The organism is Serratia sp. YC16 (assembly GCF_009707615.1).
Taxonomy (GTDB): domain Bacteria; phylum Pseudomonadota; class Gammaproteobacteria; order Enterobacterales; family Enterobacteriaceae; genus Serratia; species Serratia surfactantfaciens.
The window spans coordinates 204198-224756 of sequence record NZ_WLYN01000006.1; the positions used below are offsets into that span (position 1 = coordinate 204198).

19 protein-coding genes and 2 pseudogenes are annotated in these 20559 nt (G+C 59.1%); 13 read left to right on the top strand and 8 right to left on the bottom strand.

All coding sequences use genetic code 11. The features are described 5' to 3' along the window. The first annotated feature begins 61 nt into the window (after nt 1-61). The 9 genes and pseudogenes from GKN89_RS18130 to GKN89_RS18170 all read left to right on the top strand — a co-directional run bounded on the left by GKN89_RS18130 (nt 62) and on the right by GKN89_RS18170 (nt 11676). Entirely contained in the window at nt 62-2206 is a 2145-nt protein-coding gene (locus GKN89_RS18130) for a lysine decarboxylase LdcC (RefSeq protein WP_154747490.1), read from the top strand. Between the two features lie 107 nt (nt 2207-2313). Further along, nucleotides 2314-2703 (top strand): VOC family protein, encoded by a 390-nt coding sequence (locus GKN89_RS18135; protein ID WP_019455767.1) that lies wholly within the window; start codon nt 2314-2316, stop codon nt 2701-2703. Between the two features lie 89 nt (nt 2704-2792). Next, nucleotides 2793-4349: a lysine decarboxylation/transport transcriptional activator CadC gene (cadC, locus tag GKN89_RS18140; protein WP_154747491.1), complete on the top strand. Its 1557-nt coding sequence runs from the start codon at nt 2793-2795 to the stop codon at nt 4347-4349. Nucleotides 4350-4718: 369 nt separating this feature from the next. Further along, entirely contained in the window at nt 4719-6062 is a 1344-nt protein-coding gene (cadB, locus tag GKN89_RS18145; protein WP_019455769.1) for a cadaverine/lysine antiporter, read from the top strand. 95 nt (nt 6063-6157) lie between these two features. Further along, nucleotides 6158-7474, top strand: a pseudogene (cadA, locus tag GKN89_RS18150) (lysine decarboxylase CadA); the annotation flags it as partial. 23 nt (nt 7475-7497) lie between these two features. Continuing rightward, nucleotides 7498-8454 (top strand): annotated as a pseudogene (locus GKN89_RS18155) (lysine decarboxylase LdcC); the annotation flags it as partial. Nucleotides 8455-8522: 68 nt separating this feature from the next. Continuing rightward, the gene (gene dtpD, locus GKN89_RS18160) at nt 8523-9974 is read left to right on the top strand and encodes a dipeptide permease DtpD (RefSeq protein WP_019455771.1); all 1452 of its coding nucleotides are present in this window, start codon (nt 8523-8525) and stop codon (nt 9972-9974) included. Between the two features lie 56 nt (nt 9975-10030). Then, nucleotides 10031-11362 (top strand): tRNA lysidine(34) synthetase TilS, encoded by a 1332-nt coding sequence (tilS, locus tag GKN89_RS18165; protein ID WP_154747493.1) that lies wholly within the window; start codon nt 10031-10033, stop codon nt 11360-11362. After that, nucleotides 11362-11676 carry a c-type cytochrome gene (locus GKN89_RS18170; RefSeq protein WP_074055985.1) on the top strand — a complete coding sequence of 105 codons (315 nt, stop codon included), beginning with the start codon at nt 11362-11364 and terminating at the stop codon, nt 11674-11676. The genes tilS and GKN89_RS18170 overlap by 1 nt, the downstream gene beginning before the upstream one ends. A gap of 50 nt (nt 11677-11726) precedes the next feature. Here GKN89_RS18170 and rof read toward each other — a convergent pair whose 3' ends face one another. After that, nucleotides 11727-11990 carry a Rho-binding antiterminator gene (rof, locus tag GKN89_RS18175; protein ID WP_004931991.1) on the bottom strand — a complete coding sequence of 88 codons (264 nt, stop codon included), beginning with the start codon at nt 11988-11990 and terminating at the stop codon, nt 11727-11729. After that, the gene (locus tag GKN89_RS18180) at nt 11977-12177 is read right to left on the bottom strand and encodes a YaeP family protein (protein WP_004931993.1); all 201 of its coding nucleotides are present in this window, start codon (nt 12175-12177) and stop codon (nt 11977-11979) included. The genes rof and GKN89_RS18180 overlap by 14 nt, the downstream gene beginning before the upstream one ends. A 214-nt stretch (nt 12178-12391) precedes the next feature. On the opposite strand from GKN89_RS18180, the gene GKN89_RS18185 reads away from it, so the two are divergent. The 3 genes from GKN89_RS18185 to nlpE are packed head-to-tail and all read left to right on the top strand — an operon-like array spanning nt 12392 to nt 14070. Continuing rightward, nucleotides 12392-12940, top strand: a complete 549-nt coding sequence (locus GKN89_RS18185) for a YaeQ family protein (RefSeq protein WP_063917925.1) — start codon at nt 12392-12394, stop codon at nt 12938-12940. Between the two features lie 3 nt (nt 12941-12943). Then, complete coding sequence (arfB, locus tag GKN89_RS18190) at nt 12944-13357, top strand: alternative ribosome rescue aminoacyl-tRNA hydrolase ArfB (RefSeq protein ID WP_004931997.1); 414 nt, start codon at nt 12944-12946, stop codon at nt 13355-13357. A gap of 29 nt (nt 13358-13386) precedes the next feature. Continuing rightward, complete coding sequence (gene nlpE / locus GKN89_RS18195; RefSeq protein WP_004932000.1) at nt 13387-14070, top strand: envelope stress response activation lipoprotein NlpE; 684 nt, start codon at nt 13387-13389, stop codon at nt 14068-14070. Nucleotides 14071-14130: 60 nt separating this feature from the next. On the opposite strand, the gene proS is transcribed toward nlpE, so the two are convergent. The 6 genes from proS to metN form a co-directional block, all read right to left on the bottom strand. Continuing rightward, nucleotides 14131-15849, bottom strand: coding sequence for a proline--tRNA ligase (proS, locus tag GKN89_RS18200; protein WP_074055982.1), 1719 nt, complete (start codon nt 15847-15849; stop codon nt 14131-14133). Between the two features lie 112 nt (nt 15850-15961). Next, nucleotides 15962-16669 (bottom strand): tRNA (N6-threonylcarbamoyladenosine(37)-N6)-methyltransferase TrmO, encoded by a 708-nt coding sequence (gene tsaA, locus GKN89_RS18205; RefSeq protein WP_033644898.1) that lies wholly within the window; start codon nt 16667-16669, stop codon nt 15962-15964. After that, entirely contained in the window at nt 16666-17070 is a 405-nt protein-coding gene (gene rcsF / locus GKN89_RS18210; RefSeq protein ID WP_004932006.1) for an Rcs stress response system protein RcsF, read from the bottom strand. Before rcsF ends, tsaA begins: the two co-directional genes overlap by 4 nt. 114 nt (nt 17071-17184) lie before the next feature. Beyond that, nucleotides 17185-18000, bottom strand: coding sequence for a MetQ/NlpA family lipoprotein (locus tag GKN89_RS18215; RefSeq protein ID WP_019455780.1), 816 nt, complete (start codon nt 17998-18000; stop codon nt 17185-17187). 39 nt (nt 18001-18039) lie between these two features. Further along, nucleotides 18040-18693: a methionine ABC transporter permease MetI gene (locus tag GKN89_RS18220; RefSeq protein ID WP_004932010.1), complete on the bottom strand. Its 654-nt coding sequence runs from the start codon at nt 18691-18693 to the stop codon at nt 18040-18042. Further along, complete coding sequence (gene metN, locus GKN89_RS18225; RefSeq protein ID WP_154747494.1) at nt 18686-19717, bottom strand: methionine ABC transporter ATP-binding protein MetN; 1032 nt, start codon at nt 19715-19717, stop codon at nt 18686-18688. Before metN ends, GKN89_RS18220 begins: the two co-directional genes overlap by 8 nt. A 188-nt stretch (nt 19718-19905) precedes the next feature. Here metN and gmhB point away from each other — a divergent pair, with 188 nt between their 5' ends. After that, nucleotides 19906-20469 (top strand): D-glycero-beta-D-manno-heptose 1,7-bisphosphate 7-phosphatase, encoded by a 564-nt coding sequence (gmhB, locus tag GKN89_RS18230; protein WP_015378880.1) that lies wholly within the window; start codon nt 19906-19908, stop codon nt 20467-20469. The last annotated feature ends 90 nt before the right edge of the window (nt 20470-20559 follow it).

Below are 20559 nucleotides of genomic sequence, written 5' to 3' on the forward strand. Positions count from 1 at the left end.
ACACACCGCCGGATTTTCGTGGTGTTATAGAGACTTGGCCGTTAACTGACAGGAGCTGCCGATGAATATCATCGCCATCATGGGCCCGACGGGCGTCTACTACAAAGATGAGCCGATTCGCGAGCTCCATGCTGCGCTGGCCGCCATGGGATTCCAGCTGGTGTATCCTAAAAACAGCGGTGACCTGCTGAAACTGATCGAAGCCAACGCCCGCATCTGCGGGGTGATCTTCGACTGGGACGACTACAGCCTGGAGCTGTGCAGCGAGATCAACGAGCTGAACGAATACCTGCCGCTGTACGCCTTTATCAATACCCACTCCACCTTCGACGTCAGCCTGCATGAAATGCGCATGGTGCTCTATTTCTTCGAGTACGGTCTGAATGCGGCGGACGATATCGCGCAGCGCATCCAGCAGTACACGGCGGAATACATCGACACCATTACGCCGCCGCTGACCAAGGCGCTGTTCATCTACGTGCGCGAAGGCAAGTACACGTTCTGCACGCCGGGCCACATGGCCGGCACCGCGTTCCAGAAAAGCCCGGTGGGCTGCCTGTTCTATGACTTCTTCGGCGCCAATACCCTGAAGGCCGACATTTCGATTTCGGTCACCGAGCTCGGCTCGCTGCTGGATCACACCGGCCCGCACCTCGAGGCCGAAGAGTATATCGCGCGCACCTTCAACGCCGAGCAGAGCTATCTGGTCACCAACGGCACCTCCACCGCCAACAAGATCGTCGGCATGTATTCGGCGCCGGCGGGCAGCACGGTGCTGATCGACCGTAACTGCCACAAATCGCTGTGCCACCTGCTGATGATGAGCGATATCGTGCCGATCTACCTGCGCCCGCTGCGCAACGCCTACGGCATCCTCGGCGGTATTCCGCAGCGCGAGTTCACCCGCGCCAGCATCGCCGCCCGGGTGCAGGAGACCCAGAACGCCACCTGGCCGGTACACGCGGTGATCACCAATTCCACCTATGACGGCCTGCTGTACAACACCGACTACATCAAGCAGACGCTGGAGGTGCCGTCGATCCACTTCGATTCCGCCTGGGTGCCTTACACCAACTTCCACCCGATTTACGACGGCAAAAGCGGCATGAGCGGCGAGCGGGTGCCCGGTAAGGTGATTTACGAAACCCAGTCGACGCACAAGCTGCTGGCGGCCTTCTCGCAGGCTTCGATGATTCATATCAAGGGCGACTACGACGAAAGCACCTTCAACGAAGCCTACATGATGCACACTACCACCTCGCCGCACTACGGCATCGTGGCGTCGATGGAGACCGCTGCCGCCATGCTGCGCGGCAACCCGGGGCGGCGTTTGATCAACCGTTCGGTGGAGCGCGCGTTGCATTTCCGCCGTGAAGTACAGCGGCTGCGCGAGGAGAGCGACAGCTGGTTCTTCGATATCTGGCAGCCGGAAGAGATCGATGAGGCGCAGTGCTGGCCGCTGGATCCCGACGACAACTGGCACGGTTTCGGCCAGACCGATCGCGATCATATGTATCTTGATCCGATCAAGGTGACGATCCTCACGCCGGGCATGAACGAGCTGGGCGCGCTGGAGGAGGAGGGGATCCCGGCGGCGCTGGTGGCGAAGTACCTCGACGAGCGCGGCATCGTGGTGGAGAAGACCGGGCCTTACAACCTGCTGTTCCTGTTCAGCATCGGCATCGATAAAACCAAGGCGATGAGCCTGCTGCGCGGGCTGACCGATTTCAAGCGCGCCTACGATCTCAACCTGCGGGTGAAGAACATGCTGCCGGATCTGTATGCCGAAGATCCGGATTTTTATCGCCATATGCGCATTCAGGATCTGGCCGCCGGCATCCATCGCCTGATCTGCCAACATGATCTGCCGCGCCTGATGCAGCGGGCGTTCGACGTGCTGCCGGAAATGAAGCTGACGCCGCACCAGATGTTCCAGGAGCAGGTGCGCGGCAATGTGGAAACTTGCGAGCTGGATCAGTTGGTGGGCAAGGTGGCGGCCAATATGATCCTGCCTTATCCGCCGGGCGTGCCGCTGGTGATGCCGGGGGAAATGATCACCGAAGAGAGCCGGGCGGTACTCGATTTCCTGCTGATGCTGTGTTCGATCGGCGAGCGTTACCCCGGCTTTGAAACCGACATCCACGGTGCCAAACTGACGGAAGACGGGCGTTATCTGGTGAAGGTGCTGAAAGCGCCGCAGCCATAATGGCATAAAGCGCCCGGCGGTTTGGCAAGATGCGCCGGGCTTTCTCATTGACGGCATTGCCGCCGCCGGATACCGTGCCCCACCAAAACGAACAGAAGAGGGTTTCTATGCTGGCGTTACGTCAGGTGCATCACATCGCGATCATTGGCGCGGACTACGCTGCCAGCAAGCGTTTTTACTGCGACATTCTCGGGTTTACCCTGCTGAGCGAAGTCTACCGTGCGGAGCGCGACTCCTGGAAAGCGGATCTGGCGCTCAACGGGCAATACACCATCGAGCTGTTTTCTTTCCCTTCGCCGCCGGCCCGGGTCAGCCGCCCGGAGGCTTGCGGCCTGCGCCATCTGGCGTTCAGCGTTGACGATATCGAGCAGGCTATCGCCCATCTGCAGGCGGCTGGCGTCGCTTGTGAACCGCTGCGCGTCGATCCTTACACCCAATCTCGCTTTACCTTTTTCAGCGATCCCGATGGTTTACCGTTAGAATTATACGAGAGTTAACGGCTTAATCGCCTCCCGGCGGCCACAGCCGGGGGCGGTTATGCTATGATCGCGCCCTTGCCCTACATGCCTACAGAGTTATTTCCGCCATGCAAGAGCCTGCTTTTCGCGTCGGGGAGTGGCTGGTTACCCCTGCCGACAACACTATCAGCCGCGACGGCCGCCAAAAAACGCTGGAACCGCGCCTGATCGACATGCTGTGCTATTTCGCCCGGCATCCTGACGTGGTGCTGAGCCGCGACGAGCTGATCGACAATGTCTGGACGCGCAATATCGTCACCAACCACGTGGTGACCCAATGCATTTCAGAACTGCGCAAATACCTGAAAGACGGCGACAGCGACAGTCAGGAATACATTATTACCGTGCCCAAACGCGGTTATAAGTTGGCGGCTTCGGTGATCTGGTGTGAAGAAGGGGAGCCGCAGCCCGCTTTGGCTCAGGCGCCGCAGATCGCGGTGATCATGCATGAGCCGGAAGACGGCAGCGATGATGAAGAGGATACGCCGTATGTGCCGCCGCGCCGGGCAAGCGCGCCGGCTGCTGCGCCCGGCGAGAAGAAGCCGCGTTTTTATCGCCGCTCGACGTTCTGGGTGTGGCTGGCGTTTCTGAGTGCGCTGAGCGTCTGCGTGGCGTTTGTCGGCATCGCCACGCTGTCGCAGCGCGTGCCGGTCTCCAGCATGCCGGTGCTGCTCAACCCGCGCGATATCGATATCCGCATTCAGGGCGGCGAGAGCTGCAGCAACTGGATGCCGCAGCTCTCTTATGTGGTGGGCGTCAGCGAGCTGATTACCGATTCGTTGAACACTTACTCGACCTTCCTGGTGCACGACCAGACCAACTACAACTATTCCGGCCCCAGCAATTCGGGCAAGTCGCTGTATATCGAGTTCGTTAATCAGCGCCACTACCGCGCCCAGCAGTGTTTCCTGTCCGTGCGGCTGGTGGATAACGCCGACAGTTCGATCATGTTGGACAAGCGTTACTTCATCACCGCCGATAACCAGCTGAAGATCCAAAGCGACTTCCTCTCCAGCCTGTCCGCGGCGCTGAAACAGCCCTGGCCGCCGCAGCTGGAGCAGCGTCTGGCGCAGCTGTTGCCCGACAACGGACCGCTGCTGCAGCGTTTCTACCAGGCACATCAATTGTTGATCCACGGCGACGCCGATTCGTTGACCCGCGCCAGCGTTCAGTTGAGCGATCTGATTAAAAGCGCGCCGAATTTCCACTACCTGCTGGCGGAAAAAGCGCTGGTGGATGTGCTGCGCAATTCTTATCAACCGTTCGACAGCCAGGCATTGGCGCAATTGCGGGCCGATATCAGCCATCTGGCGACGATCCCCGAATTGAAGAACACGCCGATTATGCAGCAGGTTCTGGCGGTAGATGCCTTGACGCAGGGGCGCATTGACGAAGCGCACCGGGCTATCGATCTGGGGATTGAGCTGCAAATGTCGTGGCTGAACTATGTGCTGTTGGGCAAGGTGTATGAAATGCAGGGGCAGAACCATTTGGCGGCGGACTCTTATATCACTGCCTTCAACCTGCGCCCCGGCGAAGATACATTGCATTGGATCACCAACGGCGTATTCCAGACGTCATTGACCAACGTCGTGCCTTATTTAAATAACTATCAGCGCCAATAATTAACCGATATCACGCCGCCATTATTCTTTGGGGATCATGGCGGCGTTATTTATTGGTGAAGGCATGTTGCATGAATGTATTATTTTGCTGCGCGATATTATCTCTTTTTTGCCGTTTGTTATTCGTTTTTAACCTTTGCATCTTATTGTTTTGAAATGATGTTTATCTTTTCTTTAGCTTACCTTTTTATCTTGATGTGTTAATGAAAAACCTCAAATTATCATTTGTATGATCATGAGCGTAATCTCACTTTATCTTTAGGACTTTATTCCCGTCGATGGTTAGCATCCTGACTATCAAGCCGGCTCATTAAAATATTTTATTTATGGGTGTGGCTTATAAGAAACGTAAATCAGGAGAAACTGACCATGGCTTCACCCAAGAAAATAGGGCTTATTGCCTGCACCGGCGTCGTCGCCGGTAATATGATGGGGAGCGGGATTGCCTTATTGCCCGCCAACCTGGCGAGTCTCGGATCCATCGCCATCTGGGGATGGGTGATCTCGATTATCGGGGCGATGTCGTTGGCCTATGTGTATGCCCGCCTCGCCACCAAAAACCCGCAGCAGGGCGGCCCTATCGCCTATGCCGGTGAAATTTCTCCGGCCTTCGGTTTCCAGACCGGCGTGCTTTATTACCATGCCAACTGGATCGGTAACCTGGCCATCGGCATTACCGCCGTTTCTTATCTCTCCACCTTCTTCCCGGCGCTGAACAACCCGGTGCCCGCCGGTATTGCCTGTATCGCCATCGTGTGGATCTTCACCTTCGTGAACATGCTGGGCGGGACCTGGGTCAGCCGTTTGACCACCCTGGGCCTGGTGTTGGTGCTGATCCCGGTGATCGTGACCGCCACCATCGGCTGGCACTGGTTTGACGCCGCTACCTACCAGGCTAACTGGAACACCTCCGGCACCACCGACAGCCATGCGGTCATCAAAAGTATCCTGCTGTGCCTGTGGGCGTTCATCGGCGTGGAATCCGCGGCGGTCAGCACCGGCATGGTGAAAAACCCGAAACGCACCGTACCGCTGGCGACCATGCTCGGCACCGGTCTGGCGGGCATCATCTATATCGCCGCCACCCAGGTGATCAGCGGCATGTTCCCGGCGTCTGAAATGGCCGCCAGCGGCGCGCCGTTCGCCATCAGCGCCTCGGCAATTATGGGTAACTGGGCGGCGCCGATGGTTTCTGCCTTCACCGCCTTCGCCTGCCTGACCTCGCTCGGTTCGTGGATGATGCTGGTCGGCCAGGCCGGGGTACGCGCCGCCAACGACGGCAATTTCCCGAAAGTGTACGGCGAGCTGGATAAAAACGGCATTCCGAAGAAAGGCCTGCTGCTGGCCGGTTGCAAAATGACCGCGCTGATGGTGCTGATCACCCTGATGAGCTCCGCCGGCGGCAAAGCGTCCGACCTGTTCGGCGAGCTGACCGGTATCGCGGTGCTGCTGACCATGCTGCCTTACTTCTACTCCTGCGTAGACCTGATCCGCTTTGAAGGGGTCAACGTACGCAACCTGCTGAGCCTGATCGCTTCAGTGTGCGGCTGCGGCTTCTGCTTCATCGCGCTGATGGGCGCCAACTCTTTCGAACTGTCCGGCACCTTTATCATCAGCCTGATTATCCTGATGTTCTACGCCCGGAAAATGAATACCCGCCAGGCTGCCAGCGCAGCGGCGGTCGATGAAAACACCACGGCCAAAGCGCACTGATTCGCGTCCGCTGACCGACTGAATTTACCCAGCCCCTTTCTTTCCGACCTGTCAGCCGCGACGGGAAGGGGCTTGCTTTGCCAGGAGAAATGCATATGAACGTTATCGCCATCATGAATCACATGGGTGTCTACTTCAAAGAAGAGCCTATCCGTGAACTGCATCAGGCGCTGGAAAGTCTGGATTTCCGCATCGTTTACCCTAACGATCGCGAAGACTTGCTGAAACTGATCGAGAACAACGCCCGCTTGTGTGGGGTGATCTTCGACTGGGACAAATACAACCTGGAGCTGTGCGAAGAGATCAGCCAACTGAACGAGTACATGCCGCTGTACGCGTTCGCCAACACCTATTCCACGCTGGACGTCAGCCTGAACGATCTGCGCATGCAGGTGCGCTTCTTCGAATATGCGCTCGGCGCGGCAACCGACATCGCCGCCAAGATCAAACAGAATACCGACGAATATATCGACACCATCCTGCCGCCGCTGACCAAGGCGCTGTTCAAATACGTGCGCGAAGGCAAGTACACCTTCTGTACGCCGGGCCACATGGGCGGCACCGCGTTCCAGAAAAGCCCGGTCGGCAGCCTGTTCTACGATTTCTTCGGCCCGAATACCATGAAGTCGGATATCTCAATTTCGGTGTCCGAGCTGGGATCGCTGCTGGATCACTCCGGCCCGCACAAAGAGGCGGAAGAGTATATTTCTCGCGTGTTCAACGCCGAACGCAGCTACATGGTCACCAACGGCACCTCAACCGCCAACAAGATCGTCGGCATGTATTCGGCGCCGGCGGGCAGCACGGTGCTGATTGACCGTAACTGCCACAAGTCGCTGACTCACCTGATGATGATGAGTGACATCACGCCGATCTACTTCCGCCCGACCCGCAACGCTTACGGCATCCTCGGCGGCATTCCGCAGAGCGAGTTCCAGCGCGCCACCATCGCCAAACGCGTGAAGGACACCCCGAACGCCACCTGGCCGGTGCACGCGGTGATCACCAACTCCACCTATGACGGCTTGCTGTACAACACCGACTTTATCAAGAACACCCTGGACGTGAAGTCTATCCACTTTGACTCCGCCTGGGTGCCTTACACCAATTTCCACCCGATCTATAAAGGCAAGTGCGGCATGAGCGGCGGCCGCGTGGAGGGCAAGGTGATCTATGAAACCCAGTCCACCCACAAACTGTTGGCGGCTTTCTCGCAGGCGTCGATGATCCACGTGAAGGGCGATATCAACGAAGAGACCTTCAACGAAGCCTACATGATGCACACTACCACCTCGCCGCACTACGGCATCGTGGCCTCTACCGAAACCGCCGCGGCGATGATGAAAGGCAACGCCGGCAAGCGCCTGATCCACGGCTCTATCGAACGCGCGATCAAGTTCCGTAAAGAGATCAAACGCCTGAAAGTCGAATCCGNATGCACACTACCACCTCGCCGCACTACGGCATCGTGGCCTCTACCGAAACCGCCGCGGCGATGATGAAAGGCAACGCCGGCAAGCGCCTGATCCACGGCTCTATCGAACGCGCGATCAAGTTCCGTAAAGAGATCAAACGCCTGAAAGTCGAATCCGACGGCTGGTTCTTCGACGTCTGGCAGCCGGAGCATATCGATGAGCCGGAATGCTGGCCGCTGCGTTCCGACAGCGCCTGGCACGGTTTCAAGAACATCGACAATGAACACATGTACCTCGATCCGATCAAGGTCACCATCCTGACGCCGGGGATGAGCAAGGAAGGCGAGATGCAGCCGTTCGGCATCCCGGCCAGCATCGTGGCGAAATACCTCGATGAACGCGGCATCATCGTCGAGAAAACCGGGCCGTACAACCTGTTGTTCCTGTTCAGCATCGGCATCGACAAAACCAAGGCGCTCAGCCTGCTGCGCGCGATGACCGACTTCAAACGCTCGTTCGATCTGAACCTGCGGGTGAAAAACATGCTGCCTTCGCTGTATCAGGAAGCGCCTGATTTCTATGAAAACATGCGCATTCAGGATCTGGCGCAGAACATTCACCGCCTGGTGGAGCAACACAACCTGCCGGATCTGATGTACCGCGCGTTCGAAGTGCTGCCAACCATGGTGATGAACCCGTACCAGGCGTTCCAGAAAGAGCTGCACGGCGAAGTGGAAGAGGTCTATCTGGAGGACATGGTCGGCAAGGTCAACGCCAATATGATCCTGCCATACCCACCGGGCGTGCCGTTGGTGATGCCGGGCGAAATGCTGACCGAGGAGAGCCGGCCGGTGCTTGAGTTCCTGCAGATGCTGTGCGAAATCGGCGCGCATTATCCGGGCTTTGAAACCGACATTCACGGCGCCTATCGTCAGGCGGACGGACGTTATCGGGTGAAAGTGCTGAAGGCGAAATAACCGCAGCCAAAAACAGGGGAGGCGCTCGCGCTTCCCCTTTGTCGTTCACCGACTGATGGGAGACCAACATGAAAACACCCTCACAGCCGCGCGCAATCTACTATGTCGTAGCGATACAAATTTGGGAATATTTCAGCTTTTACGGCATGCGTGCGTTACTGATTCTCTATCTGACCCACCAACTCGGCTATACCGACAGCCGCGCCATCGATCTCTACAGCGCTTACGCTTCGTTAGTTTACGTCACTCCTATTTTGGGCGGCTGGCTCGCCGACCGCCTGCTGGGCAACCGCGTCGCGGTGATCGCCGGCGCGGCGCTGATGACCCTGGGGCATATCGTGCTCGGCCTGAGCGCGGTCTCCGCCCAGTCGCTCTATCTGGCGCTGGCGATCATCATCTGCGGTTACGGCCTGTTCAAATCCAATATCAGCTGCCTGCTGGGCGAGCTGTACCCGGCGCAGGACTCGCGCCGCGAGGGAGGCTTCTCGCTGCTGTACGCCGCCGGTAACGTCGGATCTATTTTGGCGCCGATCGCCTGTGGGTTGGCGGCCGAGCGCTATGGCTGGCACGTCGGCTTTGCGTTGGCCGGGATCGGCATGTTCGCCGGCCTGGTGATCTTCCTGCTGGGCGGGCGTCATTTCCGCCACACTCGCGGCGTGAATGCCCCGCTGATGCGTGCCAGAAGCCTGGGCTTGCCGCACTGGGGCTGGCTGTTGGCGGCGTTGCTGGCGTCGCCGCTGTTCTTCACGCTGTTGTTTGTGCGCGACTGGGCCGGTTATTTGCTCGGGCTGGTGTGCGTGGCGGCGGTGGTGCTGGTGGCGCGTATTATGCTGCGAGCGGACGCCGGCCAGCGCCGGGGCCTGTGGCAGATCGTTGCGCTGATGCTGCTGGGTACGCTGTTCTGGGCCTTTGCCCAACAAGGCGGCAGCTCCATCAGCCTGTTTATCGATCACTTCGTCGATCGGCGCTGGTTCGGCTGGACGGTGCCGACCGCGCTGTTCCAGTCGGTTAACGCCTGCGCGGTGATGCTGGGCGGCGTGGCGCTGGCGTGGCTGGCTAGCGGCGATGGCGCGGGCGATCGCACGCTGCGCATCTGGTGCAAGTTCGCCTTTGGCCTGCTGCTGATCGGCGTCGGCTTTACGCTGATGGCGCTCAATACGCGGCTGCACGGGCCGGGATCGATGGGGCTGATGATCGCCGGCCTGGCGGTGATGGGCTTCGCCGAACTGTTTATCGATCCGGTGGCGATGGCGCAGATCACCCGGCTGAACATTCCCGGCGCCACCGGGGTGTTGACCGGCATCTATATGCTGGCGACCGGCTCGATCGCCAACTATCTGGCGGGCATTATCGCCAATCAGACCGCCGAGGATCATATCGAAGGGGCGGCGATGCAGGCGTATGGCCGCATTTTCGCTCAGATCGGCTGGGGAGCGGCCGGGTGCGCGCTGGCGGTGATCGCGGTGCTGGGCGGCTGGTGGCTGCTGACGCGACGCCAGGCCCGGACGGTTAATGCTTGATTGATGACGGTAGGCGGAGTTAACGTGCAGCTATGTAGAAGTGACAAAGCCTACCGATGGATACTGATCAATTAACGACGCTGGTGGCGGACCAGCTGGGCGCGCAGCAGCGGCTGCTGGTGGCGTTCAGCGGCGGTCTGGACTCCAGCGTGCTGCTGCATCTGCTGGCGGCATTGCGCCGCCAACGTCCGGCGCTGCAGCTGCGTGCATTGCACGTGCACCACGGCCTGAGCGCCTTCGCCGACCGCTGGGTGGAGCATTGCCGCCGCCGCTGCGCCGACTGGCAGGTGCCGCTGACGGTGACGCACGTGCAGGTGGACGCCCGCCAGGGCGGCATCGAAGCGGCGGCGCGTGCGGCGCGCTATGCCGCCTTCAGCGCCGCTCTGGCGGAGGGCGAAGCGCTGCTTACCGCTCAACACCTTGACGATCAAAGCGAAACTTTCCTGTTGGCGCTCAAGCGCGGCAGCGGGCCGGCGGGGCTATCGGCGATGGCGGCGCGCACCACGTTGGGCGAGCATCTGTTGTTGCGGCCATTGCTGGGCTGTTCGCGCCAGACGCTGGAAAGCTATGCGCAGCGCCACGCCTTAAGCTGGATCGATGACGACAGCAATCAGGACACGCGCTTCGATCGCAATTTCCTGCGTTTGCAGGTTTTGCCGCAGCTCAACCAGCGCTGGCCGCACTTCGCTTCGGCGGTGGCGCGCAGCGCCAGCCTGTGCGCCGAGCAGGAGCAGCTGTTGGACGAACTGCTGGCGGAACCGCTGCAAAGCCTGTTGGCGGCAGATCGCTCATTGGCGATCGACGGCCTGACGGACTGTTCTCCGGTACGGCGTTTCGCCTTGCTGCGGCGCTGGATCGCGTTGTTTAACGTCACTATGCCGGCGCGTGAGCAGCTACAGCGCCTGTGGGAGGAGGTGGCGCTCAGCCGGGAAGACGCCGAACCGCAGCTGCAGCTCGGCGCCTATCAGATCCGCCGTTTCCGTGGCCGACTGCACCTGCTGCCGCCGCTGGCGACGCTGCGCGGTGTGCATCTGCCCTGGCGGCCTGACGAGCCGCTGGCGTTGCCGGACGGGCTGGGGCGCCTGATCGCCGGCGAGGGCGAACTGACGCTGCGCGCGCCGCAGCCAGCGCAGCGGATCAGCATTCGTTTCGGCGGCGTGCAGGGCACCGTGCGCATCGTAGGGCGCTCCCATTCGCGACCGATAAAAAAACTGTGGCAGGAGCTGGGGATTCCTCCCTGGCAGCGTGATCGCATCCCGTTGATTTATTATGATGAGCAGCTGATCGCCGCCCTGGGCACATTCGTCTGTGAGGCGGGGCAAGTGGCGGAAGACGAACGCCCGTGGCGACTGCGCTGGGAAAAAAATCATAATCGTGAGGAGCAATGATGAAGTTTGTGGGGATCACGCTGTTGGCCGCCGGCCTGTTCAGCCTGCCGGCATTGGCGGCGGGGGATGCGGCCGCCGGTCAGGCGAAAGCCGCTGCCTGCGCGGCTTGCCACGGCGCACAGGGCAAGGTGACGGTGCCGATGTACCCGAATTTGGCCGGGCAGAACGCCATGTACCTGCAGCACGCGCTGCAGGCGTACAAGAAAGGAGAGCGCAACGGCGGCCAGGCCGAGGTGATGAAGGCCTATGTGTCCGGCCTGTCGGAGGATGATATCGCCGATCTGGCGGCCTATTACGCCAGCCTGAAGCCATAAATGACGAGGGCAGCCGGTAGGCTGCCCTGTTGGGATGGGGTTACCGCTGCTCAGTCTGACAGACTGACGACCACGGTACCGATTTCCGGATGACTGAAACTGCTGATATGGTCCAGACGCAGGTCGCGCTGCTGGCCGTTCTGCTCGATGGTCAGATACTCAACGCGTTTCTTTTGCAGCAGGTCGATCGCCTTGGCCTCGATCACTTCTCCGTCGCGTAACTCCAGCTTCAGAATAAGTTTATGCTGACAGGCGAGTTCCAGGTTGTCGTAGTCATCGCAATTGATGGGTTGGTACTCATCATTCATCAACATAGTCGCTCACCAATAAGTTAGCGGCGGCAAAGGCCGCCTGTTCCCTAACGGAGGACGGTAGCGCGTCGTTCGCTGCGACATCGTCCAATGCCTTTAACGCACAAGCCAGCGCATCAGGCACGTAGCCAAGATCTCCACTGCCAATCTCGGCGTAAGTACGGCGTACTAACTCACAGTATTGTTGCACAGTTTCCTCCCTTAAGAACCTCTGCATCATCAAGACCGCTCTCGCGATGAGGCGCAGGCTCTCGGAGTTTTATCCTATCCTAGACGACTATAGCACAGCTGTTATGGAGTTATCAGCACCCCGACACGCCTTTCGCTCTGCGCCGGGCCGGGCTGCGCTGGCGGCGTTCGGCCCTGATCAAGTACACTGTTGCCGGATAATTACGAGGTCACCCATGGCGCTGAAAGCAACCATTTATAAAGCCGCGGTCAATATCGCTGATATGGATCGTCATTTCTACCACGACGCCGCGCTGACGCTGGCGCAACACCCGTCCGAAAACGAACAGCGCATGATGCTGCGCCTGCTGGCCTGGATCTGCCATGCCGACGAACGGTTGGTGTTCACCAAAGGGCTGAGCGCCGACGACGAGCCGGAGATCTGGCAGCGCAACGACCATAACGGGCTGGAAATGTGGATCGAGATGGGGTTGCCCGACGAGAAGCGCATTCGCAAGGCCTGCAACCAGTCACCGCGCGTGGTGTTGTACGCTTACGGCGAGCGCGCCGCACACGTTTGGTGGCAGGCGATGCAGGGCAAAGTGGCCGGTTACAAGAACCTGAGCGTACGCTTCCTCGACGACGAGCAGCTGGCGCGGCTGACGGCGCTGGCCAGCCGCACCATGACGCTGCAGGCGACGCTGCAGGAGGGAACTATTTGGTTGTCCGATGCTCAGAATAGTCTGGAAATCCAGTTTGCCGAGTGGCAGCAGGCGCAGGTGTGACCGGTGCTGGAACTGTCAAGAAACGTAGCCATACCGGATAATGAGCTGGAATTGACGGCGATCCGCGCGCAGGGCGCGGGCGGTCAGCACGTGAACAAAACCTCAACGGCGATCCATTTGCGCTTTGACATCCGGGCATCCAGCCTGCCAGAGTATTATAAGGAAAGGCTGCTGGCGCTGAATCACCATTTAATTACCGCCGATGGCGTGGTGATTATCAAGGCGCAAGAGTATCGCAGTCAGGAATTGAATCGCGAAGCGGCGTTGGCCAGGCTGGTCGCGTTGATTCAGCAGGCGATGGTGGTGGAAAAAACGCGCAAGGCGACCAAGCCGACGAAAGGAGCGAAACTGCGTCGCCTGGAAGGCAAGACGCGCAAAGGCGCCACCAAGGCGCTGCGTGGCAAGGTTCGCACTTAGGAATACATGAACACAGTAGGAGAATAACTGTGAAGAAAATTACGATAGCCCTGTTCTTGGCGGCAGGCGCACTCTCGTTGTTGGGATGCAACAATCATTATCAGCCGAAGGAACAACCGCTGCAGGCGATGCCGCAGAGTTATCAAGGGGTGTTGCCTTGCGCCGATTGCGGCGGTCTGGATACGGCGCTGTTCCTGGATGAAGACGGTACTTTTGTGCTGCAGGAGACCTATCGCGGCAGCAAAGACGGCGATCAGACCTTTGCCGACTACGGCAAATGGGCGCGCACCGCGGATAAGCTGGTACTGACCGACAGCACCGGCGAGAAACGCTATTTCCGTCCGGTGGGCAAGAGCCTGGAAATGCTGGACCGCAGCGGCGCGCCGATCGAGTCCAAGCTGAATTACCGTCTGGAGCCGGTCGAAAAGCCGTTGCCTAAAACCCCGATGGTGATGAAAGGCAGCTACAGTTATATGGCCGACGCGGCGGTGTTCAAAGATTGCGCCACCGGCATCACTTTCCCGGTGGATAACAACATCGCGCTGGAGCAAGGTTACGCCAAGGCCAACAAGACTGCCGGCGAGCCGGTGTTCCTGACCTTCAACGCGCACTTCAGCGTGCAGCCGTCGATGGAAGAGGGGCAGATTGAAAAAGCGGTGGTGCCGGACGGCAAGATCGCGTTCGACCGCAGCAAAAGCTGCAGCAGCAAGTAACGCGTTTCTGATATAAAAAAACCCGCCTAGGCGGGTTTTTTATTCTCTGGCGATCGGCGCTTAGCGTTTGATCTGGCCCAGCAGGAAATCAACGATTTCACCGGTTTTGATCATTTGCTTCTCGCCGACGCGGCGGTTCTTGTACTCGATCTCTTCGTTATCGAGGTTACGATCGCCGATAACGATAGAGTGCGGCACGCCGATCAGTTCCATATCCGCGAACATCACGCCCGGACGCTCTTTGCGGTCATCGAGGATCACATCGATGCCGTGGGAGCGCAGGGTGTTGTACAGCTCTTCCGCCAGCGCCTGCACGCGGAATGACTTGTGCATGTTCATCGGCAGGATCGCTACCTGGAACGGCGCGATGGCGTCCGGCCAGATGATGCCGCGTTCGTCGTGGTTCTGCTCGATGGCGGCAGCCACGACGCGCGTAACCCCGATGCCGTAGCAACCCATGGTCAGCACCTGGTTGCGGCCGTCTTCACCCTGCACGGTCGCTTTCATCGCTTCCGAGTACTTGGTGCCGAGCTGGAAGATATGGCCCACTTCGATGCCGCGTTTGATCAGCAGCGTACCCTGACCGTCCGGGCTGGCGTCGCCTTCCACCACGTTACGGATATCGGCCACCTGCGGCAGCGGCAGATCGCGCTCCCAGTTGATGCCGAAGTAGTGTTTGCCGTCAACGTTGGCGCCGGCGCCGAAATCGCTCATCGCCGCTACGCTGCGATCGGCAACCACCGGCATCGGCAGCTTGACTGGGCCAAGCGAGCCTGGGCCGGCGCCGACGATGGCGCGGATCTCTTCTTCGGTGGCGAAGGTCAGCGGCGCGGCAACCTGCGCCAGCTTCTCGGCCTTGACTTCGTTCAGCTCGTGATCGCCGCGCACCAGCAGGGCGACCAGCTTGTGGCCGCTCTCTTCGGTGGCGCGCACCATCAGCGTCTTCACGGTTTTTTCCACCGGCAGCTGGAATTGCTCGACCAGCTCGGCGATGGTTTTGGCGTTCGGCGTATCCACCAGGCGCAGCTCTTCGCTGGCTGCGGCGCGCGGCTCTGCCGGAGCGACCGCTTCCGCCAGCTCGATGTTAGCGGCGAAATCGGAACCGGTGGAGAACACGATATCGTCTTCACCGCTCTGCGCCAGCACCTGGAATTCGTGCGAGGCGCTGCCGCCGATCGAGCCGGTATCCGCCTGCACCGGGCGGAAATCCAGGCCCATGCGGCTGAAGATTTTGCTGTACGCTTCGTACATTGCGTCGTAAGTCTCCTGCAGAGACTCCTGTGAGGTGTGGAAGGAGTAGGCATCCTTCATCAGGAACTCACGGGAACGCATCACGCCGAAACGCGGGCGCACTTCATCACGGAACTTGGTCTGGATCTGGAAGAAGTTCAGCGGCAGCTGTTTGTACGAACTGATCTCGTTGCGGATCAGATCGGTGATCACTTCTTCATGCGTCGGGCCCAGTACGAACGGACGATCGCCGCGGTCGACGAAGCGCAGCAGCTCGGGGCCGTATTGCTCCCAACGGCCGCTTTCCTGCCACAGATCGGCAGGCTGAACCACCGGCATGGAAACTTCGATCGCGTTAGCATTGTTCATTTCTTCGCGAACGATGTTTTCAACCTTTTTCAGAACGCGCAGGCCGGTCGGCAGCCAGGTGTAAAGACCGGAGGCCAGCTTGCGGATCATCCCGGCGCGCAGCATCAGCTGGTGGCTGATCACTTCGGCGTCGGCAGGTGTCTCCTTCAAAGTGGAGAGCAGATATTGGCTAGTACGCATGGTGTTTTGGTTCCGTTAGAACTGCAAATTGCATCGGGCTGCCAGAGTGGCGGCCAAAAAGTGATTTAGTTTACCAGCGCGAGCGGGTCGCCAAAAGAGAGGCGGCGGAATTTTAACGCGGGTCGAGCGACAGCACTTCGGTGTGACCGTCCACGACGCGCCAGCGCACGTTGAAATCCAGCAGCCAGACGGCGTAATCCCGTTCGACGTCCTCTCCTTTACGATAGGCGGGACGGGGATCTTGCGCCAGCACCTGGCTGATAAAACGCCTTAATTGCGGGTAGCGCGCCTGATGTTGCTGCAGTTGCTGCTCGGCCTGCGGAGCAAAACGCACCGGCATATCGCCGGCGGGCGCGGCCTGGGCAAAACCGGCGCGGGCCTGCGGCTGGCTCTCGGCGAACGGCAGATAAGGCTTGATGTCCACCACTGGGGTGCCGTCGACCAGATCGAGGCTGCCCAGCTCGAGCGCCACTTCGCCGTTTTTTACCCGCACGCCTTTCAGTTCAATGAGGGACATGCCGAGCGGATTGGGGCGAAAGGTGGATCGAGTGGCGAACACGCCCATACGGGCATTGCCGCCCAGGCGCGGTGGGCGCACCGTTGGCCGCCAGCCGCCCTCCATGGTTTGATGGAAGATGAACATCACCCACAGATGGCTGAAATCGCTGAGGCCTCGCACCGCTTCCGCCTGGTTGTAGGGCGGCAGCAGCAGCAGTTCACCGCCGCCGTCTTCGACCAGCCCCGGTTGGCGGGGAACGGCGAATTTTTCTTTATACGGCGAGCGGATCACGCCGATCTGCTCGAAAACGAATTCGGTCATTTGGACGAGACGTTAAGCGCCGAGCCCTGACAAACGGCCTGCTGATAGCAACCGGCGACGCCGCTGACAATCTGGCAGTCGTGCAGCAGCACGGCGTTGGCCTTCATGTAAGACGCACGGATTTGCATGCGTTTACGGGCGGTGGCCAGATTTGGTGGAGAGTCTTGCACGGTGGTTTGGCACGATTCGCCGGACACTTCACCCAGATCGCGGAACGGCTTGCCCACGAGTTCTTCTGCACTTTTATACAGTTTTACCGGAGCGGGGCGGGCGGCCGGCGTGGTTTTGGCCGGAGCGGTGGTGGTCGGCTTGCTGGTGCTGCTTGTTGAGGATGGCGCGATACGCTGCGATGAACATCCGGCCAGCGCGAGCGCTAACAAACAGAGAGGTAAAACACGCATTGAGATTCCTCTGCCTTAATGAAAGTGGCGCTATTGAAGCAAGCTATGGCGGAAATAACAAGACGGGCCTTGGCCCGTCTTGCAATTATAGGAATAAAATGGGTGAATAAGCGCTTACCAGCCTTTCACCGCTCCGCCGTTGAAGATTTTGTTGGCGGCCGCGTCAACTTCGTCAGACTGATAGGCCTGAACGAATTTCTTCACGTTTTCCGCATCTTTGTTATCTTCGCGCGCAACCAGCAGGTTGACGTAAGGCGAGTCTTTATCTTCCACGAACAGACCGTCTTTCGCCGGGGTCAGGCCGATCTGGCTGGCGTAGGTGGTGTTGATCACCGCCAGCGCGATCTGCTGATCGTCCAGAGAGCGCGGCAGCTGAGGCGCTTCCAGCTCAACCAGCTTCAGGTTTTTCGGGTTCTCGGTCACGTCCAGCACGGTCGGCAGCAGGCCAACGCCGTCTTTCAGCTTGATCAGACCAACTTTCTGCAGCAGCAGCAGCGAACGGCCCAGGTTGGTCGGATCGTTAGGCAGTGCGATCTGCGAACCTTCTTTCAGCTCGTCCAGCGATTTGATTTTCTTGGAGTAACCGGCGATCGGGTAAACGAAGGTGTTGCCGACCGGCACCAGCTTGTAACCGCGGTCTTTGATCTGCTGATCCAGATAAGGCTTGTGCTGGAAGGCGTTCAGATCGATATCGCCTTTGCTCAGCGCTTCGTTAGGCAGCACGTAGTCGTTGAAGGTCACCAGCTCGACGTCCAGACCGTATTTCTCTTTCGCCACTTTCTGCGCCACTTCGGCGACTTGCTGCTCAGCGCCGACGATCACGCCGACTTTGATGTGGTTTGGATTCTTTTCATCCTGGCCGCAGCCCGTCAGAGCCAGAGTGCCGATCAGTGCGCCAATTGCCGCGATGGATTTAAATTTTAACGACATATCCCTTCCTCATTAGACTCGCATTAATATGCTGTGAAACTATTTATGGGTAACGGCTTTGACGATGCGATCGCCGCAGAACTGGATCAGATAAACCAAAACTACCAGTAATACTAATACGGTATTCATCACTGTGGCGTTATAACCGATATAACCGTATTGGTAACCGATTTGGCCCAGGCCGCCGGCGCCGACAGCGCCGCCCATGGCCGAGTAACCCACCAGGGTGATCAGGGTGATGGTCGCGGCGTTAACCAGGCCCGGCAGGGCTTCCGGCAGCAACACTTTCTTGATGATCTGCATCGGCGTGGCGCCCATGGCGCGCGCGGCTTCCACCAGGCCGGACGGGATTTCCAGCAGGGCGTTTTCCACCATGCGCGCGATGAACGGCGCGGCGCCCACGGTCAACGGCACGATGGCCGCTTGCAGACCGATCGAGGTGCCGACGATCATGCGGGTAAACGGAATCATCCAAACCAGCAGGATAATGAACGGGATGGAACGGAAGATGTTCACCAGCCCGGACAAAATTTTATACAGCGAATTGTTGGCGATGATCTGCCCCGGGCGGGTGACATACAACAGCACGCCTACCGGCAGGCCGAGCACGAAACCGAAGAAGCCGGAGACAAAGGTCATCATGACGGTTTCCCACACGCCACGCGCCATCAACCACATCATTGCCTCAGACATAACCCAGAACCTCTACTTTTACCTGATTTTCTTGCAGGAACTTAATCGTCGCCAGCGCGTCTTCGTCGCTGCCGTGCAGCTCCGCCAGCATCACGCCGAATTTCACGCCGCCGGCATAATCCATCTGGGCGCTGATAATGTTGTTGTTCACGTTGAAGCGGCGAGCGGCTTCAGACAGCAGCGGCGCATCGACCGACTGGCCGGTGAACTCCAGACGCAGCAGCGGCTGGCGGCCGCCCTGACGCTCCGGCGACAGGCGCGCAGCGTAGTCGTCCGGGATATCCAGATGCAGCGTGGACTGAATGAACTGTTGGGCCAGCGGGGTTTTCGGGTGTGAGAACACTTCGCTGACGCTGTCTTTTTCGATCAGCTGCCCCTGGCTGATGACCGCGACCTGGTCGCAAATGCGTTTCACCACGTCCATTTCGTGGGTGATCAGCAGAATGGTCAGACCCAGACGGCGGTTGATGTCTTTCAGCAGTTCCAGGATGGAACGGGTGGTGGCCGGATCCAGCGCGCTGGTGACTTCGTCGCACAGCAGCACTTTAGGGTTGCTGGCCAGCGCACGGGCGATCGCAACGCGCTGTTTCTGGCCGCCGGACAGGTTGGCCGGGTAGGCGTCGTGTTTGTCCGCCAGGCCAACCAGCTCCAGCAGTTCGGTCACGCGTTTCTTGATCTCGGCGCGCGGCGTATTGTCCAGCTCCAGCGGCAGCGCCACGTTACCGAACACCGTGCGGGAAGAGAGCAGGTTGAAGTGCTGGAAGATCATGCCGATTTGGCGGCGGGCGCGCGTCAGTTCGCTTTCCGACAGGGACGTCAGATCCTGGCCATCGACCAGCACCTGGCCGGAAGTGGGGCGCTCCAGCATGTTGGCGCAGCGGATCAGCGTGCTTTTGCCGGCACCGGAAGACCCGATAACGCCATAGATTTGCCCGGCAGGGACGTGAAGGGTCACGTCAGAGAGCGCGGTAATGGTGCGCGAACCCTGCTGGAACACTTTAGTGATGTTAGAAAGTTTAATCATATTCTTCTTATTTTAGCGTGGTTGCCCGTGGCTAGATAAAAGTAAACCTCGGCGTGGAACCAAGGTATGGATCAGATGTTAAGGCGTCTAGACGTCTAAGTCAACGGCCAACGACGTTCTCCGGCGTTCTCAGCGTGGGGTAAAACATGCGATACTGTCAGCGTATACAGGCCCTCAGGAGCAAAGCGGTGACACAAAGCGTTCCAGCAATTTTTCTCGATCGTGACGGTACGATTAATGTTGACCATGGTTATGTCCATGAAATCGACAACTTCCACTTTATCGACGGCGTGATTGACGCCTGTCGCGAACTCAAAAAGATGGGCTTCGCGCTGGTGATGGTGACCAATCAGTCCGGCATTGCGCGCGGCAAGTTCAGCGAAGACCAGTTTATGTACCTGACCGAGTGGATGGATTGGTCGCTGGCCGATCGCGACGTTGACTTCGACGGCATCTATTTCTGCCCGCATCATCCGGAGGCGGTAGTAGAAGAGTATCGTCAGGTGTGCGACTGCCGTAAACCGCAGCCGGGCATGCTGCTGCAAGCGCAGCAGGAATTGAACATCGATATGGCCGCTTCTTATATGGTGGGCGATAAACCGGAAGACATGCAGGCGGCGATCGCGGCCGGCGTCGGCACCAAGGTGCTGGTGCGTACCGGCAAGCCGGTGACGGAGCAGGGCGAAAAGTTGGCCGATTGGGTGCTAAATAGCCTGGCGGACCTGCCGGCAGCCATCAAAAAGCGGGTTTAATAGGCGTTACGAATGAATAGTGAGCGGTCAGATAAAAAAAGCATATTATCGCTTGTCATTCTGAACCGGCTCCCTATAATGCGCCTCCAT

What these genes read in the sequence shown, in the direction of transcription:
- GKN89_RS18130 (WP_154747490.1), top strand. Translation starts at nt 62, where the DNA reads ATGAATATCATCGCCATCATGGGCCCGACGGGCGTCTACTACAAAGAT.
- GKN89_RS18135 (WP_019455767.1), top strand. Translation starts at nt 2,314, where the DNA reads ATGCTGGCGTTACGTCAGGTGCATCACATCGCGATCATTGGCGCGGAC.
- cadC (WP_154747491.1), top strand. Translation starts at nt 2,793, where the DNA reads ATGCAAGAGCCTGCTTTTCGCGTCGGGGAGTGGCTGGTTACCCCTGCC.
- cadB (WP_019455769.1), top strand. Translation starts at nt 4,719, where the DNA reads ATGGCTTCACCCAAGAAAATAGGGCTTATTGCCTGCACCGGCGTCGTC.
- dtpD (WP_019455771.1), top strand. Translation starts at nt 8,523, where the DNA reads ATGAAAACACCCTCACAGCCGCGCGCAATCTACTATGTCGTAGCGATA.
- tilS (WP_154747493.1), top strand. Translation starts at nt 10,031, where the DNA reads ATGGATACTGATCAATTAACGACGCTGGTGGCGGACCAGCTGGGCGCG.
- GKN89_RS18170 (WP_074055985.1), top strand. Translation starts at nt 11,362, where the DNA reads ATGAAGTTTGTGGGGATCACGCTGTTGGCCGCCGGCCTGTTCAGCCTG.
- rof (WP_004931991.1), bottom strand. Translation starts at nt 11,990, where the DNA reads ATGTTGATGAATGATGAGTACCAACCCATCAATTGCGATGACTACGAC.
- GKN89_RS18185 (WP_063917925.1), top strand. Translation starts at nt 12,392, where the DNA reads ATGGCGCTGAAAGCAACCATTTATAAAGCCGCGGTCAATATCGCTGAT.
- proS (WP_074055982.1), bottom strand. Translation starts at nt 15,849, where the DNA reads ATGCGTACTAGCCAATATCTGCTCTCCACTTTGAAGGAGACACCTGCC.
- tsaA (WP_033644898.1), bottom strand. Translation starts at nt 16,669, where the DNA reads ATGACCGAATTCGTTTTCGAGCAGATCGGCGTGATCCGCTCGCCGTAT.
- rcsF (WP_004932006.1), bottom strand. Translation starts at nt 17,070, where the DNA reads ATGCGTGTTTTACCTCTCTGTTTGTTAGCGCTCGCGCTGGCCGGATGT.
- GKN89_RS18215 (WP_019455780.1), bottom strand. Translation starts at nt 18,000, where the DNA reads ATGTCGTTAAAATTTAAATCCATCGCGGCAATTGGCGCACTGATCGGC.
- GKN89_RS18220 (WP_004932010.1), bottom strand. Translation starts at nt 18,693, where the DNA reads ATGTCTGAGGCAATGATGTGGTTGATGGCGCGTGGCGTGTGGGAAACC.
- metN (WP_154747494.1), bottom strand. Translation starts at nt 19,717, where the DNA reads ATGATTAAACTTTCTAACATCACTAAAGTGTTCCAGCAGGGTTCGCGC.